Below are 25660 nucleotides of genomic sequence, written 5' to 3'. Positions count from 1 at the left end.
GCGCCCGCCAGCGGGTTTGGCGCCCACTATTAGACTCACTGCCGTGACCGAACCCGCTGAAGTCGATGGGCCCGCGGCACCGCCGCGGCCCGTGCTGGTCGTCGACTTCGGCGCGCAGTACGCGCAGTTGATTGCCCGGCGCGTCCGCGAGGCGCGGGTCTTCTCCGAGGTCATCCCGCACACCGCGTCGATCGACGAGATCAAGGCCCGGGAGCCGGCGGCGCTGGTGCTCTCCGGGGGGCCGTCCAGCGTCTACGAGCCCGGCGCTCCGCAACTCGACCCGGCGGTGTTCGACCTCGGCGTGCCCGTGTTCGGCATCTGCTACGGATTCCAGGCCATGGCGCAGGCCCTCGGCGGGACCGTCGCCCACACCGGCACCAGTGAGTACGGCCGCACCGAGTTGAAAGTCGCTGGGGGCGAACTGCATTCGGGGCTGCCGAGCGTGCAGCCGGTGTGGATGAGCCACGGCGACGCGGTCACGGCCGCGCCGGACGGGTTCGACGTGGTGGCCAGCAGCGCGGGCGCGGCGGTGGCCGCCTTCGAGAACCGGGCCCGCCGGCTGGCCGGCGTGCAGTATCACCCCGAAGTCATGCACACCCCGCACGGGCAGCAGGTGCTCAGCCGCTTCCTGCACGACTTCGCCGGGCTGGGCGCGGAGTGGACGCCGGCCAACATCGCCACCGCGCTGGTGGAGCAGGTGCGCGAACAGATCGGTGACGGCCATGCGATCTGCGGGCTCTCCGGTGGCGTGGACTCGGCGGTGGCCGCCGCGCTGGTGCAGCGCGCCATCGGCGACAGGTTGACCTGTGTCTTCGTCGACCATGGGCTGTTGCGTGCCGGCGAGCGGGATCAGGTGCAGCGCGACTTCGTGGCCGCGACCGGCGCCAACCTGGTCACGGTCGACGCCGCGGATACCTTCCTGCAGGCGTTGTCGGGGGTGACCAACCCCGAGGGCAAGCGCAAGATCATCGGCCGCCAGTTCATCCGGGCGTTCGAGGGCGCGGTGCGCGACATCGTGGGGGAGAGCGGCTCCGACGTCGAATTCCTGGTGCAGGGCACGCTGTATCCGGACGTGGTGGAATCCGGTGGGGGCAGCGGCACCGCCAACATCAAGAGCCACCACAACGTCGGCGGCCTGCCCGACGACCTGAAGTTCAAGCTCGTCGAGCCGCTGCGGCTGCTGTTCAAGGACGAGGTGCGCGCCGTCGGGCGTGAGCTCGGCCTGCCGGAGGAAATCGTTGCGCGCCAACCGTTTCCGGGGCCCGGGCTGGGCATCCGGATCGTCGGTGAGGTCACCGCGCAGCGGCTGGACACGTTGCGGCGGGCCGATGAGATCGCGCGCGAGGAGCTGACCGCCGCCGGCCTGGACAACCTGATCTGGCAATGCCCGGTGGTGCTGCTGGGCGACGTGCGATCGGTCGGGGTGCAGGGCGACAACCGCACCTACGGGCACCCGATCGTGCTGCGGCCGGTGTCCAGCGAGGACGCCATGACGGCCGACTGGACCCGGGTGCCCTACGAGGTGCTGGAGCGCATCTCCACGCGCATCACCAACGAGGTGGCCGAGGTCAACCGCGTGGTGCTGGACATCACCAGCAAGCCCCCGGGCACCATCGAGTGGGAGTAGCCAGTCCGCGAGTGTGCGGCTACTCGACGAATTCACGCCTGCCATAGGTGATCATGGCCGCATCCCAGTTTCCGCCGGCCGCGGTGACGAGCCCGCGGGCGATGTCGCGGTCGCCGTCTTCGGCGACCGGGATCAGGGTGTGGTCGGTCGTGGTGACGGATCCGCCGCGGATGTGGTCGCGGGCGACCGGGTCGGCCGCCAGCGCGTCGCCGAGGCGCACGACGTCGACGTTCGGCACGGTGATGAGGATCGCGTTCTGTCGCGGCGCGTTCTGCGGCAGGTAGTCGAAGGTCAGCACCGCGTCCTGGTCGAACTGGCGGCGCAGCGCCTCGGCGGCGGTGTGCGACGAGCCGTCGACCCCGCACAGATGAAATTCCCGCGAGCGCTCGTGGGTGGTTCGCTGCAGCGCGCTCGACCAGTACACCCCGTCGAGCGGGGTCGACCCCGTCACCGCTATGCCTTCCTGGGCGATCGTCACGTCGGCCTGCGGTTCGAACAGGGGATCGGCGTTGTCGGCGGCGAACAGCTCCGCGGGTTGGCAGGGCGCGGCGTGGGCCGGCGCGGGAAAAGTGATGCAAAAAGGCACCATCAGCCCCACCAGTATCGACCGCATAAAGCAGCCTCTCACGTTTCTTGACGGTTGTCGGAGGGTGGGTGTTAACTCTCAATCAGTCGAACATACTTTCGAAAACAGCGGTGGAGGAGGCTCGTCATGACTGCGGCTTTCGCCACCGATACCGGCCGGGAAACCCGCGCTGAGCAGCTCGAATCGCTTCGCCGGCGGATGGCCGTGATCGCCGGCAAGGCGCCGGGGCCCGCGCCCGCCCGCGCCGACGATCTGCTGCCGGAATCGGAAGCCCAACTGGCCCTGCCGACGTGGCTGGCGGAGTCGCTGCCCGCGCCCCTGCCACGCGGAACGGTGGCGGTGCTCTCCGGCGCCCGCTCGCTGCTGTTGGGTGTGGTGGCCGCGGTGACGGCGGCGGGCGGCAACGTGGCAATCGTCGGCCAGCCGGATATCGGATTGCTGGCCGCCGCGGAGATGGGGGCGGATCTGAGCCGGCTGGCGGTGATACCGGATCCCGGAACCGATCCGGTGGAGGTGGCCGCGGTGCTCGTCGACGGCATGGACCTGGTGGTCCTCGGCCTGGGCGGCCGCCGGGTGCCGCAGACCCGGGCGCGGGCGGTGGTGGCGCGGGCCCGCAGCAAGGGGTGCACGGTGTTGGTCACCGACGGCGACTGGCAGGGGGCGTCCACCCGGCTGGAGGCCCGGGTCTGCGGCTACGAGATCACGCCGGGGAGCCGGGGGGTGCCCGCCCCCGGCTTCGGCCGGATCGGCCGGGTGCGGCTGCAGGTCAGCGGGGTGTGTGCGGGACGACGGGTGACCGCCCGGGCGCGAGCCGGGTGAATCCCGGTGGCATCCCGGGTACTGGCCGTCTGGTGCATGGACTGGCCGGCGGTCGCGGCGGCCGCGGCCGCCGGGCTGTCCGCGACCGCCCCGGTGGCGGTCACGTTGGCCAATCGGGTGATCGCCTGCTCGGCGGCCGCTCGCGCGGCGGGAGTGCGGCGGGGGCTGCGGCGCCGGGAGGCGGCGGCCCGCTGCCCGCAGCTGCACGTCGCCACCGCCGACGCGGACCGCGACGCCCGCCACTTCGAAGCGGTCATTGCCGCGGTGGACGACCTGGTGCCGCGCGCCGAGGTGCTGCGGCCCGGGCTCTTGGTGCTGCCCGTGCGCGGGGCGGCCCGCTATTTCGGCTCCGAGGCCGACGCCGCCGAGCGGCTGATCGACGCGGTGGCTGTGAGTTCGGTGGCGGGCGCCGAATGCCAGGTCGGGATCGCCGACCGGTTGTCCACCGCGGTCTTCGCGGCGCGGGCGGGCCGCATCGTCCCGGCGGGCGGTGACGCGAAGTTCCTGTCGGTGCTGTCGATCCGCCAGCTTGCCACCGAACCCAGCCTGTGCGGCCCCGGGCGCGAAGAGCTGACGGACCTGTTGTGGCGGATGGGGATTCGCACCATCGGCCATTTCGCCGCGCTGTCGGCCACCGACGTGGCGTCCCGATTCGGCGCCGACGGGGTGGCCGCGCACCGGCTGGCCCGCGGCGAACCCGAGCGGGGACCGTCCGGGCGGGAGCCGCCGGAGGAGCTGGAGGCCGTGCTGGACTGCGACCCGCCGATCGACCGGGTCGACGCGGCGGCCTTCGCCGGGCGTTCGCTGGCCGCGGCGCTGCACCGGACGCTGATGGCCGCCGGGGTGGGCTGCACCCGGCTGGGCATTCACGCCGTCACCGCCAACGGCGAAGAGCTGCACCGGGTTTGGCGATGCGCCGAGCCGTTGGCCGAGGACGCCACCGCCGACCGGGTGCGTTGGCAACTGGACGGCTGGTTGAGCAGCCGGACCGCGCGTCACCCCCGCCCGACGGCGGCGGTGACTTTGTTGCGGCTGCAGGCGGTCGAGGTGGTGTCGGCCGAGGCGCTGCAGTTGCCCTTGTGGGGTGGTCTGGGCGAGGAGGACCGGCTGCGGGCCCGCCGGGCCCTGGTGCGGGTGCAGGGCCTGCTCGGCCCGGAGGCGGTGCGCGTGCCGGTGCTGTCCGGCGGGCGCGGGCCGGCCGAACGCATCACGCTGACCCCCCTGGGCGACGAACCGGTTCCGCGGGCCGACCCGGTTCAGCCGTGGCCCGGCCGGCTGCCGGAGCCGTCGCCGGCGGTGTTGCTCGACGACGCGGTGGAATTGCTTGACGCCCAAGGGAACCCGGTGCGGGTGACCAACCGGGGGCTGTTCTCCGCCGACCCGGCGCGGCTGACCGGGCACGGCCAAGACGAACGGCTGGACTGGTGGGCCGGCCCATGGCCGGTCGACGAGCGGTGGTGGGATCCCGACGTCGGAAAGGGCCGCACCGCCCGCGCGCAGGTCCTGCTGGAAGGCGAGCGGGCGTTTCTGCTGTGCTACCGCCAGCGGCGCTGGTACCTCGAGGGCAGCTACGAGTGAGTACACGCATCTCCGCCCGCTCGGCGACTAGGCTGACACGATGCCAACGACGTCGGAGCCCCCCGAGGGAAATGACTTAACGCCGCACTTCGACGATGTGCAGGCCCACTACGACCTGTCGGACGAATTCTTCCGGCTGTTCCTCGACCCGACCCAGACGTACAGCTGCGCCTACTTCGAGCGCGATGACATGACGCTGGAAGAAGCGCAGATCGCCAAGATCGACCTCGCGCTCGGCAAACTCGGGCTGAAGCCCGGCATGACGTTGCTCGACGTCGGCTGCGGTTGGGGCGCCACCATGATGCGCGCCATCGAAAAATACGACGTCAACGTCGTCGGCCTCACCCTGAGCCGCAACCAGGCCGATCACGTCGAACAGCTGATCGCCCAATCCGACAGCCCACGTTCCGCGCGGGTCCTACTGGAGGGCTGGGAGCAGTTCGACGAGCCGGTGGACCGGATCGTCAGCATCGGCGCCTTCGAGCACTTCGGGCACGAGCGCTACGACGCGTTCTTCACCCTGACGCATGACCTGTTGCCCGACGACGGAATCATGCTGCTGCACACCATCACCGGGCTGCACCCGACGGAGATGGCCGAGCGTGGCATGCCGCTTTCGTTCACGTTCGCCCGATTCATCAAATTCATTGTCAACGAGATCTTTCCGGGCGGGCGGCTACCGTCGATACCGATGGTGGAAGAGCGCGCCACCGCGAACGGCTTCACCGTGACCCGCGTGCAGTCGCTGCAGCCGCACTACGCCAAGACGCTCGACCTCTGGGCCGCCGCACTGCAGGCCAATAAGGACCAGGCCATCGCGGTGCAGTCCGAGGAAGTCTACGAGCGCTACATGAAATACCTGACCGGTTGTGCCGACGCATTCCGGATCGGATACATCGACGTCGATCAGTTCACGTTGCAGAAATGACCACGGCACGCCGGACACCGAGCGGCGCTTGAGCATCGACGGCTAGCGCCCTCAGCCCTGCCCGTCGCGCACCGCCCGCGCCCGCGCCATCAGCCCGGCGCCGCCGGGCAACGCCCCCACCACGGCGCGGGCCAGCCGATCGCGGCCCCGCACGCCGTCGGTCCTGGCCTGCCCGGCACGCAGGTGGCGCCAGCCCAGCGCCGCCCACGACGCCGCGACGGCCGCGTCGGTCACCCCGCCGCGGGCCCGGCGCCGGTCCACCGCGGCCAGGCCGAGCGCGGTGGCCGAGTGCACGGTGTCCACCCACACGCCGGCCGCCAGCACCTCCGGACCGGGATTGATCCCCGACAGCAGCGCCTGGACGATGTGACGTCCGCCCAGGATCCGGGTGACGACGAGCGCCTTGCGATCGACCTGCACGCCGTGAATGTGGTCCAGCACCTCGGACGGGGCGGCCAGCAGCACGGCGCCCCACCCCGCGCGGAGCACCTCGATGAAGCGAATCTTCATGGGGTACAGGGTAACCGGCTCGCGAAGGCCCCAACCCGGTCGATGAACCGGTCGAAGAACGCCGCCGCGTCGACGTCAACGCCGATCAGGGCGTTGGGCTTTCGGTGTCCCGACCAATCGGTCACCGTCATGGCGCGGGTCAGCGTCCCCGTCAGCTCGATGTCGACCGTCGCCGGGCGCGTGGTGACCAGCCCCGGGTCCAGCGCCGCGGCGGCGGCCAGCGGATCGTGCAGATGCGCCTGGTAGCCGTGGCCGTTGTCGTGGTAGGCCTCGAGGTAGAACCGCATCGCGTCCTCGACCACCCGGATCAGCGGGTTGGACGCCGTCGACCGGGTGCCGGGCTCGTCGTCCGCGCTCATCGGCGTCGCCGTCGACCCGGCGGCGGCCGCCAGCCTGGCGAGGTGATCCGGCGTCATCGCCACCTTGCGGGTCAGGTCCAAACCGCAGAGGATCGGAAGGCGCTCTGGCCCAACGACTTCGGGGTCCCAGGCGGCCAGCACCTCGGCGGCGGCCTCGGGGTCCACGCTGATGTTCCATTCCGCCACCGGCGTGGTGTTGCCCCGGTGATCGTAGGAACCGCCCATGACGACAAGCCGGCGCAACAGCGTCGGCAACGCCGGTTCGGCGCGCAGCGCCAACGCCAGATTGGTCAGCGGCCCGGTCGCGACGCCGATGAGCTCACCCGGAAAGGCGTGCGCGGCGCGCACCCAGGCGGTCGCCGAGTCGTGATCGGTGAGCCGGCGATCGGCGGGCGGCAGCTCGGCGTACCCCAGCCCCCGGGAGCCGTGGACCTTCGACGGCAGGCCCATGGGCCCCGACAGGGTCTCGTCGGAGCCCTTGGAGACCGGTATGCCGGTGACGGCGCACAGCTCGAGCAGGCCCAGGTTGTTCTCGCAAACCTGTTGCACGCCAACGTTTCCCCCGGTGGAGGCGATGCCGACCACGTCCGCGTCCGGGCTGGCGAAAAGGTACATCAGGGCCAGCGCGTCGTCCACGCCGGTGTCGACGTCGACGAAGACGGGGTTCACCGCGGTAACGATACCGGCGGCTACGGCCACGCCGAGGCGAAGGTGATCACCAGGACGTCACGCTGCGCGGGGCCCGAGCCGTCGATCGGCCGGATCGGGGAGACGCCGTGCAGCGTGCGGCGGTCGTCGCCCAGCATCAGCGTGCCGGGCTCGGCCAGCGTGGTCGCCAGCAACTGCCGGCCGTCGAGGTCGCACACGGTACTCTCGCCGCCGATGGCGTTGCGCCGCCCGACCAGCAGAGAGCTGACCAGGGTGACGCCGTCGCGGTGCATCCCCTCGGGCGTGGGATGGCCGCCCTCGTCCGTCAACGACCGGATCCGGAACAGATGCACCTTGACGTTCCAGTCCTGCACCCGGTCCAGGGCGTCCGCCACCCGGGCCAGCAGATCGATCAGCTTGCGCAGCAAGGGATCCCCAGCGAACGCCTCGGTCAGCGGCTCGAAGTCGCGGTCCTTGCCGATGTAGAGCGGATTGGAGTCCTCCGGCTGCACGAACGTGCTCCTGGGCATCGGTCGCAGCACCCCGTCGCGCAGGGAGTACTGGCCGTACCGGCGCAGCCGCTGCACGCCCAGCTCGGCCGCGTAGGGGTCGGGCCCCAGCCGCTGCCAATGCCGGGCGAACCGGGTCCACTCTTCGCGGCCGGCACCCAGGCTCCGCGTCACGTCGAACGAGGACATCACGGCGGCGCCGGTCGTGGCGACCAGCCGGGCCGCGGCGGCCACCGGGTCGGCGTCGGTCCGCTTTTCGGACAGAATCCGGGTCATCGCGCCGGAATACCGCAATCGCGCGCGGCGCAAACGCGTCGATTTACCAGTGCACTCCGGGCACCAAGCGCACCAGACGCTTGACTCCTCGCGGTGTCCGGATGCCCTTGGTGACCGCGCGGACGGGCCGCCTCGGCTTGCGCGGTGGCCGCGCAGCGGCGGCGGCCGGTTCGGCGGGCACGCCGCGGGCGGCGGCCGAGTCGGGGTAACCCAGGTACAGCTGGTGCAGGATGCGCCGGGACGTCCGCGGCGCGAAGTAGTTGCCCACCTCGGCCAGCGTGCCCAGCGGGGTGTCGATGCGGGCCGGCTTCTCGACCAGGCCGCGCACCACCATGGCGGCCGCGCGCTCCGGGCTGATGGCGGGCACCGGGTTGAGCCGGTGCGACGGCGCGATCATCGGCGTACGGACCAGGGGCATATGGATATTGGTGAACGTGATGTGGTCGGACAGCGTTTCCGACCCGACCACGTCGGCGAACGCGTCCAGCGCCGCCTTGGTGGGCAGGTACGAGCTGTACTTGGGGTTGCGCGCCTGCACGCCGGCGCTGGAGACGTTGACCACGTGACCGAAGCGGCGCTCGCGCCAGTGCGGCAGCAGCGCCAGCACCATGCGCACCGCGCCGAAGTAGTTGACCGCCATCACCCGCTCGTAGTCGTGCAGCCGATCGGTCGAATTGACCACCGAGCGGCGAATCGATCGGCCCGCGTTGTTCACCAGGTAGTCGATGTGGTCGAAGCGCCCCAGGATGTCCTTGATGGTGTGCTCGACCGAGGTGGAATCGGTGACGTCGCAGGTGAAGGCGTGGGCGTCGCCCCCGCCGGCGCGGATCTCGGCGACCAGCTGGTCCAGCGCGTCGGCATTGCGCGCAAGGGCGAACACGGTTGCGCCCCTTTCGGCGACGGCGATGGCCGCCGCGCGGCCGATGCCGCTGGACGCGCCGGTGATGATGACGTGCCTGCCCCGCAGCGGGGCTCGCGGATCGTCGCGGCGCGCCCGGTCGGGGTCGAGGTGCTCGGCCCAGTACCGCCACAGCCTGGGCGCGTAGTCGGAGAACTCGGGCACCTCGATGCCGGTGCCGCGCAACGCGTTCCGGGTCTGGTCGTTGACGAAGGTGGGCTTGAGGTCGACGAGGTCGAACACCTCGGCCGGGATGCCGAGCTGGGTGGCCGCCATGTTGCGCAGCACCCGGGCCCGGCCCCGCACCCTCAGCACCGGCGCGGCAACGGAGCCGGGCAGCGACCCGCGCGCGGGCGGCAGGCCCGCCGCGCTGGCGACGCCGCGGTAGATGCCGCGCAGCCCAACGGTTTTGGGGGCGGTCAGGTGGAACGTGCGGCCGTCACCACCCTCGGCGTGCATGAGCGCGACCAGCGCGTCGACGACGTAGTCGACCGGCACGATGTTGGTGCGACCGGTGTCGGGCAGCAGGACGGGTGTCAGCGACGGCAACGCCGCCAGCTTGGCCAGCACGCCGAAGAAGTAGTACGGCCCGTCGACCTTGTCCATCTCGCCGGTGCGCGAATCGCCCACGACCACCGCCGGCCGGTAGATCCGGTAACGCAGTCCCGGGGCCGAGCGCACCAGCAGCTCGGCCTCGAACTTCGTCCGGTGGTACGGGCTGGGCAGGCGCTGGCCGACGTCGAAGTCGTCCTCGGTGTACTCGCCGGGGAAGTCGCCCGCCACGGCGATCGAGGACACGTGGTGCAACGTCGCGCCCAGCCGCTGCGCCAGCCCGACGACGGCGCGGGTGCCGTCGACGTTGGTGGCCCGCTGCCGCGCCTCGTCGGCGGTGATGTCGTAGATCGCCGCGCAGTGCACGACGTGGTCGACCCGGCCCAGCTCGGCGACGGTCTCGTCGGCCAGCTCCAGCCCCGGCAGCGCCGCGACCAGCGGCTTCGCCCGCTCGCCCCACTCGGCCGCCAGGCGTTCGAAGCGGCCCAGCGACTCCCGGCGGACCAGCACCCACACCTGGGCATCGGGCCGGCCGTCCAGCAGGCGACTCACGACGCGGCGACCAATAAACCCGGTACCGCCGGTAACGACATACCGCATGCAGCCCATCGTGGCGGTCGCGACCGCCCGCGTCAACCGTGGCGTAGGGAGGTCAGTTGTGGAAGTCCTTGATGCCGTCCCACTCCACCAAGGTCCAGCCGTAGAGCGGGTTGCCGGTGATCACCACGCGGCCGACGTTGGGCAGGGGGTGGCTGGTCAGCAACGAGTCCTTGGCGTTCTTCGTGTTCATCAGCGTCCAGTACTCGATGGCGAACTTGTGCGAGAACACCACCGGGTCGTGCTGGCCGCTGTTGTAGACCTTCGCGATGGCGGCGGTGAACTGTTCGTTGAACTCCTTGCCGCTGACCGACCCGGGGATGCTGTCCTGCGTGTCGCCGCGGAGCCAGTCCGCCGGCGCCAGCAGATACGTCGCGTTCTCCTGCGGGATCGGCTTGCCCTCGAACCAGCCCGCGTTGATCTCCTGAATGCCCTGCAGCACCTCGACCTGCTTGCCCAGCTCCGAGGCCAGCGGCGCGGCGGTTTGCTGGGTGCGGACCATGGTGGAGGCGTAGATGCCGTCGTAGTCCTTGTGGCCCGCCTGGTGCGCGACTTGCTGGGCCTGCCCCTGGCCCTCGGGGGTCAGGCTGGGCCCGGGCACCGAGGTGTCGATGATCCCGCTGGCGTTGGATGCCGACTGGGCGTGCCGGATGAACGTGATCGTGATGCTGCGCGCCTGCGGTGTCCCGCCGCAGGCCCCGACGACGAGGACCGCGGTCAGCGCCGCGACGGCCTTCGAGACGTTCCGGATCAAGCTGCGCTTCGGCATGGCAAATAGCCTGCCCTGCCGACGGCATCGGTGGGAAGGGTTTGCGATGGTTAAGTGGAGAAATTACTTGCGAAGGAGACTCAGATGGCGATTGACCCGAGTGCCGTCGGCGCGGTGACCGAACCGATGCTGTTCGAGTGGACCGACCGGGACACGCTGCTGTATGCGCTCGGCGTCGGCGCCGGCCTGGACGACCTGTCGTTCACCACCGAGAACAGCCACGGCATCGATCAGCAGGTGCTGCCCACCTACGCCGTGATCTGTTGCCCGGCGTTCGGGGCGGCCGGCAAGGTCGGAACGTTCAACTGGGCCATGCTGTTACACGGCTCGCAGGAAATCCGGTTGCACGCGCCGCTGCCGCCGGCCGGGAAGCTGTCGGTGGTCACCGAGGTCGCCGACATCCAGGACAAGGGCGAGGGCAAGAACGCGATCCTGGTGTTGCGCGGCCGGGGCACCGACCCGGACTCGGAGAAGCTGATCGCCGAGACGCTCACCACCCTGGTGATCCGGGGCGAGGGCGGGTTCGGGGGCGTGCCGGGTCAGCGGCCGGTGGCCCCGGAGATCCCCGACCGCGAGCCCGACGCCCGGGTGGCGTTGCCCACCCGGGAAGACCAGGCGCTGATCTACCGGCTGTCCGGTGACCGCAACCCGCTGCACAGCGATCCGTGGTTCGCCCGTGAGCTGGCCGGGTTCCCGAAGCCGATCCTGCACGGGCTGTGCAGCTATGGGGTGACGGGCCGCGCGCTGGTCGCCGAACTCGGCGGCGGGACCGCGGCCAATGTCACCTCGATCGCCGCGCGGTTCACCTCTCCGGTGTTCCCCGGCGAGACGCTGACCACCATGATCTGGCGAACCGAGCCGGGCAAGGCGGTGTTCCGCACCGAGGCCTCGGGGGCGGAAGGCTCCGGCCCCCGGGTGGTGCTCGACGACGGCGCGGCGGAATACGTGCAGGCCTAGCCGGACAGCTCGCGCGCCAGCCGGGCGGTGAACTCGCTGGCGCGCTCGGGGCTGTCCAGTGCGAACTGCGCCGCGGTGGCGCGGTCCCCGTCGTCGTAGTGCCGCACCAGGATTGGCACGCCACCGTCGTGGACCGCGTCGAATGCGTCCTCGTCGGTGATGTCGTCGCCGAGGTAGACCGGCGTCCGGGGGGCCACCTCGGCCTCGGTCAGGTGGTCGAGCACCCAGCGCAGCGTTTTCCCCTTGTCCCAATCCAGGTCCGGGCGCAGCTCGATGACCTCGCGGCCGGTGGTCACCCGCAGGCCGTCGCGGCGGCCCGCCGCGCGCACCGCGGCCGCCACCTCGCCGACGCGGTCCCGGGCGGCGTTGCGGTAATGCACGGCGACCCCAAAGCGCTTGTGTTCCACCACGACACCGTCGATGGCGCCCAGTCGTTCGCGCAGCTCGCCGGCCGCGCCCTCCAGCACCGGAATGGCCGCCGCGGCGGCGTCGTTCTGGTGGTGCGTGCCGTCGGGCGCGGTCAGCTCGAATCCGTGGCTGCCGGCGTACCATATCCCTTGCACGCCAACCCGTTTCGTGACGTCGGCCAGGTCGCGGCCCGACAACACCGCGACCGGGCACCGCGCGGCCAGCTGCCGCAGGGCATCGGTGGCGCCGGCGACCGGGACGGCGGCGTCGGGGTCGTTGACGATGTCGGACAGCGTGCCGTCGAAGTCGAAGAACACCGCCGGTCGCCGCGCGGCCAGGTGGTCGAGGGCTTCCAGCGCGTCGGGCAGCTGCGACATCCGCCGGTCCCCGGTGCGCACGGCGACCTCGCGCAGGTCGGCGACGACCGCGTCCGCGCCGGCGTCCCGCAATGCGTCGCCGTGCCCGGTGCCGATCACCAAGGCGAAGCCGCCGGCCCGCGCGGCGGCGACGCCCGCCGCGTCGGCGGTGACCACCGCGCATCGACCGGGCCGCACGCCCAGGTCGTCGGCCGCCCTTGACAGGTCCTCGGGCGAGGAGAAAACCGCGGCACCGACGCCGATCTCGCGCAGTTGCCCATCCAGGACGGGGTCGGGCGCGTCGAACAGCACCGCGTCATGGCGGCGCGGGTCGATGATCACCGACCCGGAATCTGGCATGACCCAACCTTCTCACGCCGGCCGGGCCGGGCGGGAGTGGGTCAGCGCCGCGCTTGCCCCGGCGGGCGCGGCCCCGGTGCCCGGTGCGGAAACGTTCGCTTGCGGCGCCGATCGCTGAGCAACAGCACCGAGTCACCGCTGAGCGCCACCAGCCGCGCCATGCCCAGTTCGATGCCGGCGGCCAATTGCTTGACGTCGAACCCGGCGCCGGGCTCGGCGGTGATGCCGAACACCAGCTCATCGCCGTAGCTGAGCACCGCGACCCCGGTGCTCAGCTGGACGGCGGTCGGGGGAATGGGCAGCAGGCGCTCCATCGTCTGGCCCATCAGGCGCAGCCGGTGACGGGGGCCGGGCACGCTGGTCGCCAGCGTCACGATGGCGCGCTGCGGCAGCCGGGAGAGCAACGCATTGACGTTGTCCCGCAACACCGTTGGCAATGAATTGAGCGCCGACTCGAGCATGCCGCGGGCTGGCGGCGGGCCGGTTTCCCTTTCCTTCCACCGGATCTGCACGGTCCGCAACCGCTGGACCGGGTCGTCGTGTTCGACCGGCAGGTACGGCGATTGGACCGGCGCCGGCACCAGCGCACGCAGCGAGTCCGGCCGCGGCTCCTCGCCGCGGCCGATCAGCACCGTCCGGAAGCCCTCGGTGGCGGCGGCGAGCGCGACGTCGTTGACGGTCACCCCGAATTTGCGGCACACGCGGTCGACCTCGGCGATCGGGACCCGCACCGTGGCGTAGCGCCGCAGGGTGGCCCGGTCGGGCGTCCGCAGGCCGGGCAGGACCGCGCCGACGACGGCCCCGGTGGTCGCCCAGGACGCCCGCCACAACGTGTCGGCCCAGCCCGGTCGCCGCACCGGCTGCCGCGCAACCTGTTTCGCGCCGGGGGGATCGGCGAAGGTGGCGTCGTCGGCGTCGTCGCAAAGCCTGCTGAGCAGGTGGGCGGGCGACTTGCCGTTCAGCAGGCGGTGGTGGATCTTCATCAGGATCGCCCACCGGTTGCCCTTGAGGCCCTCGATCATCCAGCACTCCCAGGGCGGACGGTCGAGGTCCAGGGGGCGCTCGAGGGCGTGGGCAATGGCCCGGGACAGCTCGGTGTCGTCACCCGGCCGGGGGATCGCCACCCGGTGCACGTGCTGGGCGAGGTCGAATTCCGGGCAGTCGACCCAGTCCTGGTCCGCCGGGCGCGCGGGTAGCACCTGGGTGCAGCGCGGTATCGACCGAATGCGTTCCGCCAGAAGCGCTTCGAGACGCCGGTAATCGGGGGCGGCGCCGTCGACGATGGCGACCGCGCCGATCGCCAGGCCGGCGTGCTGGTCGGCGTCGTGAGCGTTCAGGAACGCCGCGTCCGGTGACCTCACCTGCGCCATGTTCTCCCCGCCGCCAATCTGCCCTCGTACCAGTGTCCGCCTGCCCGCGCGCCCGCGGTAGGCCCGCGGCGTTAAGAGCTTGTTTAGGAGTTGACGATCGGTTTAACAACGGTTGGCCTGCGCCGGAGGTAATTCGAACAAACATTCGATAGACTGGCGCGGTGGGCTGGTTTAACGGTCCGCCGAGCTGGGCGGAGATGGAGCGTGTCCTCGACAGCAAGCCGCGCCACGCCGGCGTGCCGGTGGTCCCCGGGGAGGATGCCCCCCTGTCGTCCAAGCGCGGCACGTACCGGCCGCCGGACGACGCCCGGCCGGCCCGCACGTCGGTCGCTTATGCCGAGTTGCACGCGCATTCGGCGTTCAGCTTCCTCGACGGGGCCAGCACGCCGGAGGAGATGGTCGAGGAGGCGGCCCGGCTGGGCCTGCGCGCTCTGGCGCTCACCGATCACGACGGCCTGTACGGGGCGGTGCGGTTCGCCGAGGCGGCCGCCGAACTCGACCTGCGCACCGTGTTCGGCGCCGAGCTGTCGCTGGGGCCGGGCGCCCGCACCGAGACGCCCGATCCGCCCGGCCCGCACCTGCTGGTGCTGGCCCGCGGCCCGGAGGGCTACCGGCGGCTGTCGCGGCAGCTTGCCGCGGCGCACCTGGCCGGCGGGGAGAAGGGCAAGCCGCGCTACGACCTCGACGCGCTCACCGAGGCGGCCGGCGGCCACTGGCACATCCTGACCGGGTGCCGCAAAGGCCATGTCCGCCAAGCGTTGTCGCAAGGCCCGGAAGCCGCGCAGCGGGCGCTGGCCGATCTGGTGGACCGGTTTGGCGCACATCGGGTCAGCATCGAGTTGACCCACCACGGTCACCCGCTCGACGACGAACGCAACGCGACGCTGGCCGGGCTGGCGTCCCGCTTCGGCGTCGGCGTGGTCGCCACCACCGGGGCGCATTTCGCGGGGCCGTCACGGCGCAGGCTGGCCATGGCGATGGGCGCCATCCGGGCGCGGCAGTCCCTGGACGCCGCGGCCGGATGGCTGGCCCCGCTGGGTGGTTCGCACCTGCGGTCCGGCGAGGAGATGGCCCGGCTGTTCGCGCAGGTGCCTTTTGGAGGCCCCGACGCGGTGACCGCCGCCGCCGAGCTCGGCGAGCAGTGCGCGTTCGGGCTGGCGCTCATCGCGCCGCAGCTGCCGCCCTTCGACGTGCCCGCCGGGCACACCGAGGACAGCTGGCTGCGGCAGCTGACCATGGTGGGTGCGCGGGACCGTTACGGGCCGCCCGACAGGGCGTCACGTGCCTACGCCCAGATCGAGCATGAACTGAAAGTGATTGAACGGCTTACGTTTCCGGGCTACTTCCTGGTGGTGCACGACATCGCCCGGTTCTGCCGCGAGAACAACATCCTGTGCCAGGGCAGGGGATCGGCGGCCAATTCCGCGGTCTGTTATGCCCTCGGCGTCACCGCGGTGGATCCGGTGGCCAACGAGCTACTGTTCGAGCGGTTCCTGTCGCCCGCCCGCGACGGGCCGCCCGACATCGACATGGACATCGAGTCGGACCAGCGCGAGAAGGTCATCCAGTACGTCTACGACAAATACGGCCGCGACTACGCCGCCCAGGTCGCCAACGTCATCACCTACCGGGGCCGGATCGCGGTGCGCGACATGGCCCGCGCCCTGGGCTTCTCGCAGGGGCAACAGGACGCGTGGAGCAAACAGATCGGCCACTGGAACGGGTTGGCCGATTCGCCCGACGTCGAGGGCATCCCGCCGCAGGTGGTCGACCTGGCCAACCAGATCCGGAACCTGCCGCGGCACATGGGCATCCATTCCGGCGGCATGGTGATCTGCGACCGGCCGATCGCCGATGTGTGCCCGGTGGAGTGGGCGCGCATGGAGAACCGCAGCGTCCTGCAATGGGACAAAGACGACTGCGCGGCAATCGGTTTGGTGAAGTTCGACCTGCTCGGGCTGGGCATGCTCTCGGCGCTGCACTACGCCATCGACCTGGTGGCCGAGCACAAGGGGATCGAGGTCGACCTGGCCCGCCTCGACCTCTCCGAGCCGGCGGTGTACGAGATGCTGGCCCGCGCCGATTCCGTCGGCGTGTTCCAGGTGGAGTCGCGGGCGCAGATGGCCACGTTGCCCCGGCTGCGGCCGCGGATCTTCTACGACCTGGTGGTGGAGGTCGCGCTGATCCGCCCCGGTCCCATCCAGGGCGGATCGGTGCACCCCTACATCCGGCGGCGCAACGGCCTGGACCCGGTGACCTACGACCACCCGTCCATGGAATCGGCGCTGCGAAAGACATTGGGGGTGCCGCTCTTTCAGGAGCAGTTGATGCAGCTGGCGGTGGACTGCGCCGGCTTTTCGGCCGCCGAGGCCGACCAGCTGCGGCGCGCCATGGGGTCCAAGCGCTCCACCGAACGCATGCGACGGTTGCGCGGGCGGTTCTACGAGGGCATGCGCGCGCTGCACGGCGCCCCCGACGAGGTGATCGACCGGACCTACGAAAAGCTGGAAGCCTTCGCCAATTTCGGCTTCCCGGAGAGCCACGCGCTGTCCTTCGCGTCGCTGGTGTTCTACTCGTCGTGGTTCAAGCTGCACCACCCGGCGGCGTTCTGCGCGGCGCTGCTGCGCGCGCAGCCGATGGGCTTCTATTCGCCCCAGTCGCTGGTGGCCGACGCGCGCCGGCACGGCGTGACGGTGCACGGGCCGGACGTCAACGCCAGCCTGGCGTACGCCACCCTCGAGAACGGCGGGACGGAGGTGCGCCTGGGCCTTGGCGCCGTGCGGCACATCGGCGACGACCTCGCCGAGCGGCTGGTGCAGGAGCGAAAGACCAACGGCGCCTTCGCTTCCCTGTTGGACCTGACCACCCGGTTGCAGCTGTCGGTGCCGCAGACCGAGGCGCTGGCGACGGCCGGTGCGCTGGGCTGCTTTTCCATGTCCCGGCGCGAGGCGTTGTGGGCGGCCGGGGCGGCCGCCACCCAGCGCCCGGACCGCCTGCCCGGGGTGGGCTCGTCGTCGCACATCCCGGCGCTGCCCGGGATGAGCGAGCTGGAACTGGCCGCGGCCGACGTGTGGGCCACCGGCGTCTCCCCGGACAGTTACCCGACGCAGTTCCTGCGGGCGGACCTGGACGCGATGGGTGTGGTGCCCGCCGAGAAGCTGCTTTCGGTGCCCGACGGCGATCGGGTGCTGATCGCCGGTGCGGTGACCCACCGGCAACGGCCCGGCACGGCCCAGGGGGTGACGTTTCTCAACCTCGAGGACGAGACCGGAATGGTCAACGTGCTGTGCACGCCGGCGGTGTGGGCGCGGCACCGCAAGCTGGCCAACACCGCCCCGGCGATGCTGGTGCGCGGCCAGGTCCAAAACGCCAGCGGCGCCGTCACCGTCGTCGCCGAGCGGCTGGGGCGCATCACGCTGGCGGTCGGCTCGAAGTCGCGCGACTTCCGCTGAGCCGCCCGGGCCGCCAAGACCACCGCACCGAACGTGCACTGACGGCGAGGTTTTGGCGAAATTCTCGCCGTGACTGCACGTTCGGCGCGGCCGAAGCGGTTGTCGAGCCGTTTGCGCGGAAAGGCACACAGCACATGCGCCGCGCCGTACGCTACTGCAAACAGATCGCTGGGAATCGGCTGTATTGATCGAGGGTGTCAAGGGAGTCGAAATGAGATTCAAGCCCGTTCGCCACGGCGCCGCGATGCTGGGTTGTGCTGCGGCGCTTGTTCTTTCGCCCGCCGCCGCCAGCGCCGATCCGCCGGACCCGCACCAGCCGGACATGACGAAGGGCTTCTGCCCGGGCGGTCGATGGGGTTACGGCAATCTGGCCGTGTGCGACGGCGAGAAGTATCCCGACGGCTCGTTTTGGCACCAGTGGATGAAAACCTGGATAGTCGGCCCGCAGTTCTATTACGACTGCGTCGGCGGCGACGAACCCCTGCCGGGGCCGCCTCCGCCGGGCGGCTGCGGCGGGGCGATCCCGCCCGGCGAGCCGCCCCCGCCCGCAAGCTGACCGGGACCGATCACGACTAGGCCTCCGGTGTCGTCCAGACCCGGGTCGGGGTGATCGCCAACCGGGTGCTGAACGCCTCCATCGACATGCCCGTCTCCGACTCCAATTCCTCGGCGAGCGTCCGGTATTTCGCCCAGTAGGGCGCGTCGTCCCGGCAGTTCACGCCGGTCGCGTCGACCGTCGCGGTGCCCCCGATGACGATGATGCCGCCGCCGCTGCCGTCGGAATCCAAATTGAGGCTCACCTCGGGATGCCTCTTGATATGGGCGACTTTGGCGGCTTGCGGCAACGTGTACACCGTGAGCCTGGTGCCGTCGAAGTAAAACCAGACCAGCCGGGGAACCGGTTGACCCGATTTGGCGACGGTGGTCAGCCAGCCGAAGTTGTCCGACTCGAGCCGCTGGGAAACCTCTTCTGTCAGTTCGACGCTCATAGGCCGAATGTAACCTCCAAACATGACCCTCAACTTGTCCGTCGACGAAGTCCTCACCACCACCCGCTCGGTCCGCAAACGCCTCGACTTCGACAAGCCGGTACCCCGCGAGGTGCTTATGGAATGCCTCGACCTGGCGCTGCAGGCGCCCACCGGATCCAATTCGCAGGGCTGGCAGTGGGTGTTCGTCGAGGACGCGGACAAGAAGAAGGCGATCGGCGACGTCTATCTGAAGAACGCCCGCGCCTATCTGAGCTCACCCGCTCCCGAATACGCCGAGGGGGACACCCGCGGGGAGCGGATGGGCAAGGTGCGCGACTCCGCGACCTACCTCGCCGAACACATGCACGAGGCGCCGGTGTTGCTGATTCCCTGCATCTTTGGCCGGGAGGAGAAGCAGCCGCTGGGCGGCGTGTCGTTCTGGGCGTCGCTGTTCCCGGCGGTCTGGAGCTTTTGCCTGGCGCTGCGCTCACGCGGGCTGGGGTCGTGCTGGACGACGCTGCACCTGCTCGGTGACGGTGAAAAGCAGGTCGCCGACGTGGTGGGCATCCCGTTCGACGAGTACAGCCAGGGCGGGCTGTTCCCCATCGCCTACACCAAGGGCACCGACTTCCGCCCGGCCAAGCGGCTGCCCGCCGAGCAGCTCACCCACTGGAACACCTGGTAATCAGGTTTGCAGAGGCCAAACCTCGACGACCCCGTGCGCGACCGCACACGGCGTCTGGCTCACCCGCTCGATCGCCGCGTCGATGTCCTCGGCCTCGACCACCGCGAACCCCGCGATCGGCAACGCCGAGCGCAGGAAGGGGCCGGGCTCGATCCGCACGCCCGCGCCGTCCGGGTTGCGCACCTGCACGGGTTGTCCGGCTCGGCCGACGAGGGCGCCGGCCGCGCTGAGCTCGTCGTCGCGAGCGTGCGCGGCGTGTTTGCGGTCGTCGCTCAACTGGTGGTATCCGGCCGCTTCGCCGTAACCGATCGTGATGAAGGTGGGCATATCAATGTTGACCGCCGCCGGCCGCGTAACTCATCGCTAGACACCGCCCGGGTAGCCGTGCTGGCGCCAGGCCTCGTAGACGGCGACGGCCGCGGCGTTGGACAGGTTCAGCGAGCGGCGGCCGGCCAGCATCGGGATGCGCACCTGCTCGGTGATGTGCTCGTCGGCCAGCGTCGCGGCGTCCAGCCCGGTGGGCTCGGGCCCGAACATCAACACGTCGCCCGCCCGGTAGCGGACGTCCGCGAACGACGTGGGCGCGTGCGACGTGAACGCGAACACCCGGGCCGGCGTGAGCGCCTCCCACGCGGCCGCGAGCGAGGCGTGGACCGTGACCGACGCCAGGTCGTGGTAGTCCAGCCCGGCCCGCCGCAGCTTGGGCTCGGACAGGTCGAAGCCCATCGGCTCGACCAGGTGCAGTTCGCAGCCCGTCGCCGCCACGGTCCGGATCGCGTTGCCCGTGTTCGGGGGGATGCGCGGGCAGTAAAACATCAGCTTGAACACAACGCGATAATGGTCGCATGGTCGAGCAGAGCCTCTGGATGCAGAAAGTCGCTGCCGATCCAGGACATTCGCGCTGGTACATCGAGCGGTTCCGGGCGATGGCCCGCGCCGGCGACGACCTGGCCGGCGAGGCCCGCTTCGTGGACGCGATGGCGCCGCGCGGTGCCCGCATCCTCGACGCCGGTTGCGGGCCCGGCCGCCTCGGCGGGTACCTGGCCGCCGCCGGCCACCACGTCGTCGGCGTCGACGTCGATCCGGCGCTGATCGAAGCGGCCGAGCAGGACCACCCCGGCCCGCGCTGGCTGGTTGGCGACCTCGCCGAGCTCGACCTGCCCGCGCGCGGCATCGCCGAACCGTTCGACGTGATCGTGTCCGCCGGCAACGTGATGACGTTCCTCGCCCCCAGCACCCGCGTCCGGGTGCTGGGCCGCCTGCGCGCCCACCTCGGCGGCGAGGGCCGGGCGGCGATCGGCTTCGGCGCCGGCCGCGACTACGGGTTCGCCGAGTTCCTGGGCGACGCGACGGCCGCCGGGTTCGAGCCCGACCTGCTGCTGTCCACCTGGGATCTCCGCCCGTTCACCGATGACTCGGACTTCCTCGTCGCGGTCCTCCGCCACGCCTAGCGGGTTTGCCAGGATCGTCCGCCCGTGCGCGGCACCACCTTGGAGGAGCCTGTCTGCTCAGTACGGACTGTGGTGACCTGGACCGCGGGCTGTCATACTCGTCGGATTGCCACGTTGACGCGCTCGCGCCCCTCTGGCGTGGCACGGGTGGATAAAGCAGGAAGTCTCATGAGCCTCTCGTTTTCTCGAGCGCTGACCATCAGCGCAGCGGCCGGTCGCGCGGCCGCGGCGACGTGACCATGTTCGCCCGCCCGGCCCACGCGGCCGAGGCGGTCCGGTCCGAGTCGCCGCAGGTCCACGCCGACCCGGCGCCGGCCAAACGCCCCCCGACCTGGTCGCTGAGCAACTGGCCGGTCCGGTGGAAGGTCCTGGCGATTGTGCTGGTCCCGCTGGTGCTGGCGACGGCGTTCGGGGCGCTGCGGATCCAGGGCGCGATGGCGAACTCGGGCGGCCTGCGGCTGGCCGCCGCCCGCGCGGACCTGGTGCCGGTGGTCACCAAGTACATGTCGGCGCTGGACGTGGCCCTGCTGGCGGGCAGCACCGGGCGCGACGTCGACGGCGCCAAGAAGAACTTCGAGGCCCGCAAGTACGAGCTGGACACCCGGCTGCGCGACACCGACGTGACCCCCGAGGTCCGGTCGGGGGTGAACAACTTGCTCGACGGCGGCCAGATGCTGGTGAACAAGGCGTCCGACAACGGCCTCGGTTTGCGGGAACGGGTGACCCTCTACGCCCCGATCCTGCTGAATGCGGAGGACGTCATCAACGCCTCGGTGCGCGTTGACGACGAGAAGATCCGCGCCCAGACCCAGGGCCTGAGCCGGGCGGTCGGGGCCCGCGGGCAGATGACCATGCAGAAGATCCTGGTCACCCGCGGCGCCGACCTGCCCGAGCCGCAGCTGCGCACCTCGATGATCACCCTGGCCGGCACCGAGCCGTCGACGCTGTTCGGGATGAGCGAGGTCCTCGGCGCCGGTTCGCCCGCGGCCAAGACCCTGCAGCAGCAGTTGGTGACCCGGATGGCGATCATGTCCGATCCGGCCAGCGTGCTCGTCGACAACGCCGACCTGCTGCGCTCGATCCAAACCACCGACGACATCGCCGATCAGGTGATCAGGGACGCGACCGCGTCGGTGACCAAGGCCGTGCACGCCCAGGCCGCCGACAAGCGCAACGCCGCGATCCTCGACACCGTCCTGGTGCTGTCCGCCATCGTGATCGCGCTGGTGGTCGTGCTGCTGGTGGCGCGCGCGCTGGTGCGGCCCTTGCGGATCCTGCGCGACGGCGCCCTCAAGGTGGCCCACACCGACCTCGAGGAGGAGATCGCCCGGGTCAAGGCCGGCGGCGCCGAGCCGACGCCGGAGCCGCTGCCCGTGTACACCACCGAGGAGATCGGCCAGGTCGCGCACGCGGTCGACGAACTGCACACCCAGGCCCTGCTGCTCGCCGGCGACGAGGCCCGGCTGCGGCTGCTGGTCAACGACATGTTCGAGACCATGTCGCGGCGCAGCCGGTCGCTGGTGGACCAGCAGCTGTCGCTGATCGACCGGCTGGAGCGCAACGAGGAGGACCCCGAGCGCCTGGACAGCCTGTTCCGGCTGGACCACCTGGCCGCGCGGCTGCGCCGCAACAGCGCCAACCTGCTGGTGCTCGCCGGCGCGCAGCTCGCCCGCGACCAGCGCGACCCGGTGCCGCTGTCGACCGTGCTCAACGCCGCGGTGTCGGAGGTCGAGGACTACCGCCGCGTCGAGATCGCCGGGCTGCCGGAGAACGCCACGCTGATCGGCGCGGCCGCCGGCGGCGCGATCCACCTGTTCGCCGAGCTGATCGACAACGCCCTGCGCTACTCGCCGCCCGCGACGCCCGTGCGGGTGTCGGCGGCCCGCGGCGGGGACGGCGGAGTCGTGGTGCGGGTCGCGGACTCCGGCCTGGGCATGAACGACACCGATCGGCGGATCGCCAACATGCGGCTGCAGGCCGGCGGCGAGGTCAGCCCCGACAACGCCCGGCACATGGGCCTGTTCGTGGTCGGCCGGATCGCGGCCCGGCACGGCATCCGGGTGGGGCTGCGCGGCCCGGCGGCCAACGAGGCGGGCTCCGGCACCACCGCCGAGATCTACCTGCCGCCCACGATCCTCGAGGGCACGGCCGCGGCCCAGCCCGCCCGGGTGGCCCGGATCCGGGCGGTGTCCTCGCCCAGCGCGCAACCCGCCGCCCCGGCGCCCGAAGCCGAACGCAAGCCGGAGCCCGCCGCCCAGGAGGCCGCGCCGTCCGTCACCCTGCTGCCGCGCCGCAACCCCGGTTCCAGCGGCATCACCGAGGTGCCCGACGCGCCCGCCGCGCGGCTGCCGCAGCGGCAGCGCCGCGAACTGCCCAGCCCGTGGTGGGAGAGCGGCGGCGCCCCGGCCACCCCGGCCGCGCCGCCGAGCCCGGCGGCGCCGCCGGCTCCGGAGCCCAAACCCGAAGCGCCCCAGCCGGTGCGGGCGGCGTCGGACACGTCGGCGTTCTTCGCCGCGCGGTCCCGGGAGGCCGACAAGCCGGCGACCCCGAGCGCGCCCGGCCCGTCGATCCCGCCCGCCCCCAAGGCCGCCACCCAGCCCGCCACCCAGGCGGCCGACGACGACGTGATCTACCGGCGCATGCTGTCGGAGATGCTGGGCGACCCGCACGACCTGGTCAACAGCCCCGACCTGGACTGGCAGTCGGTGTGGGACCGCGGCTGGACGCTGGCCGCCGCGGCCGAAGACAAGCCCGTCGAGTCGCGCACCGCCGAGCACGGTCTGCCGGTCCGCACGCCCGGCGCCCGGCTGGTTCCCGGGGCGGCCAACGGGACGGGCCTGCCCGGGCCGGACCAGCCGGACTCCGATCGGGAACCGCAGCACGCGGCCACGGCACGCGACCCCGAGGCGGTTCGGGCGTCGTTCAGCAGCCACTTCGGCGGCGTGCGCACCGGCCGGTCGCACGCCCGCGAGCAGGGGGATGATCAGGAATGACGTCGCCCGGTAATCCGCTGGACTGGCTGGTGACGCGGTTCGCCCGCGAGGTCCCCGGCGTGGCGCACGCCCTGCTGGTCTCCGTGGACGGGCTGCCCATCGCCGCCAGCGAACACCTCCCGCGCGAGCGCGCCGACCAGCTGGCCGCGGTGGCCTCCGGCCTGGCCAGCCTCGCGACCGGCGCGGCCCAGCTGTTCGAGGGCGGCCAGGTGCTGCAATCGGTGGTCGAGATGCAGAACGGCTACCTGCTGTTGATGCGCGTCGGCGACGGTTCGCACCTGGCCACGCTGGCCGAGACGTCGTGCGACATCGGTCAAATCGGCTACGAGATGGCCATCCTGGTCGAGCGCGTCGGCGGCGTGGTGCAGTCCACCCGCCGGTCTGGCGTCTCGTGAGCCGCGATGGACGAATCCGAGCCCCGGCCGAGCCCGCGTAGCGGCAACCTGGTCCGCCCGTACACCCTGACGTCCGGACGGACCGGCACCGACGTCGACCTTCCCGTGGAAGCGCCGATCCAGACGCTGCAGGCCGGCCTGGCCCACAAATGGCCGCCCGACGACGCGAAAGGCAAGATCATCCAACTGTGCGTCGCCAGCCCGTCGGTCGCGGAGATCTCGGCCCGACTCGATCTGCCGCTCGGCGTCACGCGCGTCCTCGTCGGCGATCTGGTGTTGTCCGGCTACCTTCGGGTGCATAGGACGTTGTCCGAGCGTTCGACAAGGGATGAGCGCCACGAACTGATAGGAAGGACCCTGCGTGGCCTTAAGGCACTCTGAGGCGCGGCCCGACGTGCACTCCGATTCCGCCCACGCATCGACCAAGATCGTCATCGCGGGCGGATTCGGCGCCGGCAAAACGACTTTCGTCGGTGCGGTGTCGGAGATCATGCCGCTGCGCACCGAGGCGATGCTCACCGACGCCTCGACCGCCGTCGACGCGCTGGAGGCCACCCCGGACAAGCGGACCACCACCGTCGCGATGGACTTCGGCCGCATCACGCTCGAAGAGGACCTGGTGCTCTACCTGTTCGGAACGCCGGGGCAGCGCCGGTTCTGGTTCATGTGGGACGACCTGGTCCGCGGCGCCATCGGGGCGATCGTGTTGGTCGACTGCCGCCGCCTGGAGGACAGCTTCGCCGCCGTCGACTTCTTCGAGCACCGCAACCTGCCGTTCTTGGTCGCGGTCAACGAGTTCGACGGCGCGCCGCGCTACCCGGTCGCCGAGGTGCGCGAGGCGCTCACCTTGCCCGCGCACATCCCGGTGATCACGGTCGACGCCCGGGACCGCCGGTCGGCGACCGACGCCTTGATCGCGGTGAGCGAATACGCGCTGACCACCCTCGCCAGTTGACCGACCCCTGGGCCGATCGCGAGTTCACCGGCCACGATTTCACCGACTCAGATCTCAGCCGGCTGCGCACCGAGCGGGCCGTGTTCGACCAGTGCAACTTCAGCGGCGCGAACCTGGCCGAGTCGCAACATCGCGGGTCGGCGTTTCGCAATTGCACCTTTCAGCGAACATCGTTGTGGCACAGCACGTTTGCGCAATGCAGCATGCTGGGGTCGGTCTTCGTGCAGTGCCGGTTGCGGCCGATCGTCTTCGACGAGGTCGACTTCACGCTCGCGGTGCTCGGCGGTAACGACCTGCGGGGCGTCGACCTGAGCGGCTGCCGGTTGCGCGAGGCCAGCCTGGTGGAGGCGGACCTGCGCAAGGCGGTGTTGCGCGGCGCCGACCTGTCCGGCGCGCGGGCGACGGGCGCCCGGCTGGACGACGCCGACCTGCGCGGCGCGACCGTGGATGCCTCGCTGTGGCGAACCGCGAGGCTGACGGGGGCGCGTGTGGACGTCGGTCAGGCCGTCGCCTTCGCGGCGGCTCAGGGGTTGCGGCTCGACGGCTGAGCGGCTCAGTGCTTGAGCCGGATCCGCCACCGAACGACGGCGGTGTACGCGATCGACAGCCCCACGAGCATGCCCATGTCGAACAGCCAGGCGCCGGCGGTGT

Annotated in this window: 25 protein-coding genes; 14 read left to right on the top strand and 11 right to left on the bottom strand. The window is 71.2% G+C overall.

Going from position 1 to position 25660, the window contains the following annotated elements:
* Positions 1 to 91 precede the first annotated feature (91 nt).
* The gene (gene guaA, locus WU80_RS03680) at positions 92 to 1627 is read left to right on the top strand and encodes a glutamine-hydrolyzing GMP synthase (RefSeq protein ID WP_055401316.1); all 1536 of its coding nucleotides are present in this window, start codon (positions 92 to 94) and stop codon (positions 1625 to 1627) included.
* Between the two features lie 19 nt (positions 1628 to 1646).
* On the opposite strand, the gene WU80_RS03675 is transcribed toward guaA, so the two are convergent.
* Positions 1647 to 2240: a hypothetical protein gene (locus tag WU80_RS03675; protein ID WP_156349475.1), complete on the bottom strand. Its 594-nt coding sequence runs from the start codon at positions 2238 to 2240 to the stop codon at positions 1647 to 1649.
* A 99-nt stretch (positions 2241 to 2339) separates the two neighbouring features.
* On the opposite strand from WU80_RS03675, the gene WU80_RS03670 reads away from it, so the two are divergent.
* From WU80_RS03670 to cmaA1, 3 genes are read left to right on the top strand one after another with little or no spacing between them, the layout of a single operon-like run.
* The gene (locus WU80_RS03670; protein ID WP_055401314.1) at positions 2340 to 3032 is read left to right on the top strand and encodes a hypothetical protein; all 693 of its coding nucleotides are present in this window, start codon (positions 2340 to 2342) and stop codon (positions 3030 to 3032) included.
* 36 nt (positions 3033 to 3068) lie between these two features.
* On the top strand, positions 3069 to 4610 hold the full coding sequence (locus WU80_RS03665) for a DNA polymerase Y family protein (RefSeq protein ID WP_055401312.1): 1542 nt from the start codon (positions 3069 to 3071) through the stop codon (positions 4608 to 4610).
* Between the two features lie 40 nt (positions 4611 to 4650).
* Entirely contained in the window at positions 4651 to 5538 is an 888-nt protein-coding gene (cmaA1, locus tag WU80_RS03660; RefSeq protein ID WP_055401310.1) for a cyclopropane mycolic acid synthase CmaA1, read from the top strand.
* 51 nt (positions 5539 to 5589) lie between these two features.
* Here cmaA1 and WU80_RS03655 read toward each other — a convergent pair whose 3' ends face one another.
* Genes WU80_RS03655 through WU80_RS03635 form a run of 5 tightly spaced genes read right to left on the bottom strand, consistent with a single transcriptional unit; the run spans position 5590 to position 10656 of the window.
* The gene (locus tag WU80_RS03655) at positions 5590 to 6048 is read right to left on the bottom strand and encodes a hypothetical protein (protein ID WP_055401308.1); all 459 of its coding nucleotides are present in this window, start codon (positions 6046 to 6048) and stop codon (positions 5590 to 5592) included.
* Complete coding sequence (locus tag WU80_RS03650; protein WP_055401305.1) at positions 6045 to 7076, bottom strand: nucleoside hydrolase; 1032 nt, start codon at positions 7074 to 7076, stop codon at positions 6045 to 6047. The genes WU80_RS03655 and WU80_RS03650 overlap by 4 nt, the downstream gene beginning before the upstream one ends.
* A gap of 20 nt (positions 7077 to 7096) precedes the next feature.
* Positions 7097 to 7840, bottom strand: coding sequence for a 2OG-Fe dioxygenase family protein (locus WU80_RS03645; protein ID WP_055401386.1), 744 nt, complete (start codon positions 7838 to 7840; stop codon positions 7097 to 7099).
* A 43-nt stretch (positions 7841 to 7883) separates the two neighbouring features.
* On the bottom strand, positions 7884 to 9890 hold the full coding sequence (locus tag WU80_RS03640; protein WP_055401384.1) for an SDR family oxidoreductase: 2007 nt from the start codon (positions 9888 to 9890) through the stop codon (positions 7884 to 7886).
* Between the two features lie 52 nt (positions 9891 to 9942).
* Positions 9943 to 10656 carry a histidine phosphatase family protein gene (locus tag WU80_RS03635; RefSeq protein ID WP_055401303.1) on the bottom strand — a complete coding sequence of 238 codons (714 nt, stop codon included), beginning with the start codon at positions 10654 to 10656 and terminating at the stop codon, positions 9943 to 9945.
* A gap of 84 nt (positions 10657 to 10740) precedes the next feature.
* Here WU80_RS03635 and WU80_RS03630 point away from each other — a divergent pair, with 84 nt between their 5' ends.
* A complete protein-coding gene (locus tag WU80_RS03630) occupies positions 10741 to 11613 on the top strand; it encodes a MaoC family dehydratase (protein WP_055401301.1) in 873 nt (290 codons plus the stop codon).
* Here the strand turns inward: WU80_RS03630 and otsB are convergent.
* Both otsB and WU80_RS03620 read right to left on the bottom strand, forming a co-directional pair.
* Positions 11610 to 12737, bottom strand: coding sequence for a trehalose-phosphatase (gene otsB / locus WU80_RS03625; protein ID WP_055401300.1), 1128 nt, complete (start codon positions 12735 to 12737; stop codon positions 11610 to 11612). The genes WU80_RS03630 and otsB overlap by 4 nt on opposite strands.
* 41 nt (positions 12738 to 12778) lie before the next feature.
* Complete coding sequence (locus WU80_RS03620; RefSeq protein ID WP_055401298.1) at positions 12779 to 14107, bottom strand: wax ester/triacylglycerol synthase domain-containing protein; 1329 nt, start codon at positions 14105 to 14107, stop codon at positions 12779 to 12781.
* A gap of 161 nt (positions 14108 to 14268) precedes the next feature.
* Here WU80_RS03620 and WU80_RS03615 point away from each other — a divergent pair, with 161 nt between their 5' ends.
* Positions 14269 to 17559 (top strand): error-prone DNA polymerase, encoded by a 3291-nt coding sequence (locus WU80_RS03615; RefSeq protein ID WP_055401295.1) that lies wholly within the window; start codon positions 14269 to 14271, stop codon positions 17557 to 17559.
* Positions 17560 to 17770: 211 nt separating this feature from the next.
* Entirely contained in the window at positions 17771 to 18115 is a 345-nt protein-coding gene (locus WU80_RS03610) for a hypothetical protein (RefSeq protein ID WP_055401293.1), read from the top strand.
* A gap of 16 nt (positions 18116 to 18131) precedes the next feature.
* Here the strand turns inward: WU80_RS03610 and WU80_RS03605 are convergent, their stop codons facing one another.
* Complete coding sequence (locus tag WU80_RS03605) at positions 18132 to 18548, bottom strand: TIGR03667 family PPOX class F420-dependent oxidoreductase (protein ID WP_055401291.1); 417 nt, start codon at positions 18546 to 18548, stop codon at positions 18132 to 18134.
* 22 nt (positions 18549 to 18570) lie between these two features.
* Here WU80_RS03605 and WU80_RS03600 point away from each other — a divergent pair, with 22 nt between their 5' ends.
* Positions 18571 to 19215, top strand: coding sequence for a nitroreductase family protein (locus WU80_RS03600; protein WP_055401289.1), 645 nt, complete (start codon positions 18571 to 18573; stop codon positions 19213 to 19215).
* Here WU80_RS03600 and WU80_RS03595 read toward each other — a convergent pair whose 3' ends face one another.
* Both WU80_RS03595 and WU80_RS03590 read right to left on the bottom strand, forming a co-directional pair.
* Positions 19216 to 19542 carry a YciI family protein gene (locus tag WU80_RS03595; RefSeq protein WP_055401287.1) on the bottom strand — a complete coding sequence of 109 codons (327 nt, stop codon included), beginning with the start codon at positions 19540 to 19542 and terminating at the stop codon, positions 19216 to 19218. It abuts the gene before it with no gap.
* Positions 19543 to 19578: 36 nt separating this feature from the next.
* Entirely contained in the window at positions 19579 to 20043 is a 465-nt protein-coding gene (locus WU80_RS03590; protein WP_055401285.1) for a tRNA (cytidine(34)-2'-O)-methyltransferase, read from the bottom strand.
* Between the two features lie 17 nt (positions 20044 to 20060).
* On the opposite strand from WU80_RS03590, the gene WU80_RS03585 reads away from it, so the two are divergent.
* From WU80_RS03585 to WU80_RS03560, 6 genes are all read left to right on the top strand, one after another.
* Complete coding sequence (locus tag WU80_RS03585) at positions 20061 to 20666, top strand: bifunctional 2-polyprenyl-6-hydroxyphenol methylase/3-demethylubiquinol 3-O-methyltransferase UbiG (protein WP_055401283.1); 606 nt, start codon at positions 20061 to 20063, stop codon at positions 20664 to 20666.
* 239 nt (positions 20667 to 20905) lie between these two features.
* The gene (locus WU80_RS03580) at positions 20906 to 23659 is read left to right on the top strand and encodes an ATP-binding protein (protein WP_055401382.1); all 2754 of its coding nucleotides are present in this window, start codon (positions 20906 to 20908) and stop codon (positions 23657 to 23659) included.
* On the top strand, positions 23656 to 24054 hold the full coding sequence (locus tag WU80_RS03575; protein ID WP_055401282.1) for a serine protease inhibitor: 399 nt from the start codon (positions 23656 to 23658) through the stop codon (positions 24052 to 24054). The genes WU80_RS03580 and WU80_RS03575 overlap by 4 nt, the downstream gene beginning before the upstream one ends.
* Positions 24055 to 24060: 6 nt before the next feature.
* Complete coding sequence (locus tag WU80_RS03570) at positions 24061 to 24435, top strand: DUF742 domain-containing protein (protein ID WP_055401280.1); 375 nt, start codon at positions 24061 to 24063, stop codon at positions 24433 to 24435.
* Positions 24416 to 25009 carry an ATP/GTP-binding protein gene (locus WU80_RS03565; protein WP_055401278.1) on the top strand — a complete coding sequence of 198 codons (594 nt, stop codon included), beginning with the start codon at positions 24416 to 24418 and terminating at the stop codon, positions 25007 to 25009. The genes WU80_RS03570 and WU80_RS03565 overlap by 20 nt, the downstream gene beginning before the upstream one ends.
* The gene (locus tag WU80_RS03560) at positions 25006 to 25557 is read left to right on the top strand and encodes a pentapeptide repeat-containing protein (protein ID WP_055401276.1); all 552 of its coding nucleotides are present in this window, start codon (positions 25006 to 25008) and stop codon (positions 25555 to 25557) included. The genes WU80_RS03565 and WU80_RS03560 overlap by 4 nt, the downstream gene beginning before the upstream one ends.
* The last annotated feature ends 103 nt before the right edge of the window (positions 25558 to 25660 follow it).

This window comes from Mycobacterium sp. UM_11, assembly GCF_001414075.1.
GTDB lineage: Bacteria > Actinomycetota > Actinomycetes > Mycobacteriales > Mycobacteriaceae > Mycobacterium.
Note: the sequence above shows the minus strand (reverse complement) of the source record. Positions and strands in the feature narration are given on the sequence as shown.

What these genes read in the sequence shown, in the direction of transcription:
- WU80_RS03675 (WP_156349475.1), bottom strand. Translation starts at nt 2,240, where the DNA reads ATGCGGTCGATACTGGTGGGGCTGATGGTGCCTTTTTGCATCACTTTT.
- WU80_RS03670 (WP_055401314.1), top strand. Translation starts at nt 2,340, where the DNA reads ATGACTGCGGCTTTCGCCACCGATACCGGCCGGGAAACCCGCGCTGAG.
- WU80_RS03665 (WP_055401312.1), top strand. Translation starts at nt 3,069, where the DNA reads ATGGACTGGCCGGCGGTCGCGGCGGCCGCGGCCGCCGGGCTGTCCGCG.
- cmaA1 (WP_055401310.1), top strand. Translation starts at nt 4,651, where the DNA reads ATGCCAACGACGTCGGAGCCCCCCGAGGGAAATGACTTAACGCCGCAC.
- WU80_RS03655 (WP_055401308.1), bottom strand. Translation starts at nt 6,048, where the DNA reads ATGAAGATTCGCTTCATCGAGGTGCTCCGCGCGGGGTGGGGCGCCGTG.
- WU80_RS03645 (WP_055401386.1), bottom strand. Translation starts at nt 7,840, where the DNA reads ATGACCCGGATTCTGTCCGAAAAGCGGACCGACGCCGACCCGGTGGCC.
- WU80_RS03640 (WP_055401384.1), bottom strand. Translation starts at nt 9,890, where the DNA reads ATGCGGTATGTCGTTACCGGCGGTACCGGGTTTATTGGTCGCCGCGTC.
- WU80_RS03635 (WP_055401303.1), bottom strand. Translation starts at nt 10,656, where the DNA reads ATGCCGAAGCGCAGCTTGATCCGGAACGTCTCGAAGGCCGTCGCGGCG.
- WU80_RS03630 (WP_055401301.1), top strand. Translation starts at nt 10,741, where the DNA reads ATGGCGATTGACCCGAGTGCCGTCGGCGCGGTGACCGAACCGATGCTG.
- otsB (WP_055401300.1), bottom strand. Translation starts at nt 12,737, where the DNA reads ATGCCAGATTCCGGGTCGGTGATCATCGACCCGCGCCGCCATGACGCG.
- WU80_RS03620 (WP_055401298.1), bottom strand. Translation starts at nt 14,107, where the DNA reads ATGGCGCAGGTGAGGTCACCGGACGCGGCGTTCCTGAACGCTCACGAC.
- WU80_RS03610 (WP_055401293.1), top strand. Translation starts at nt 17,771, where the DNA reads ATGAGATTCAAGCCCGTTCGCCACGGCGCCGCGATGCTGGGTTGTGCT.
- WU80_RS03605 (WP_055401291.1), bottom strand. Translation starts at nt 18,548, where the DNA reads ATGAGCGTCGAACTGACAGAAGAGGTTTCCCAGCGGCTCGAGTCGGAC.
- WU80_RS03600 (WP_055401289.1), top strand. Translation starts at nt 18,571, where the DNA reads ATGACCCTCAACTTGTCCGTCGACGAAGTCCTCACCACCACCCGCTCG.
- WU80_RS03595 (WP_055401287.1), bottom strand. Translation starts at nt 19,542, where the DNA reads ATGCCCACCTTCATCACGATCGGTTACGGCGAAGCGGCCGGATACCAC.
- WU80_RS03585 (WP_055401283.1), top strand. Translation starts at nt 20,061, where the DNA reads ATGGTCGAGCAGAGCCTCTGGATGCAGAAAGTCGCTGCCGATCCAGGA.
- WU80_RS03580 (WP_055401382.1), top strand. Translation starts at nt 20,906, where the DNA reads ATGTTCGCCCGCCCGGCCCACGCGGCCGAGGCGGTCCGGTCCGAGTCG.
- WU80_RS03575 (WP_055401282.1), top strand. Translation starts at nt 23,656, where the DNA reads ATGACGTCGCCCGGTAATCCGCTGGACTGGCTGGTGACGCGGTTCGCC.
- WU80_RS03570 (WP_055401280.1), top strand. Translation starts at nt 24,061, where the DNA reads ATGGACGAATCCGAGCCCCGGCCGAGCCCGCGTAGCGGCAACCTGGTC.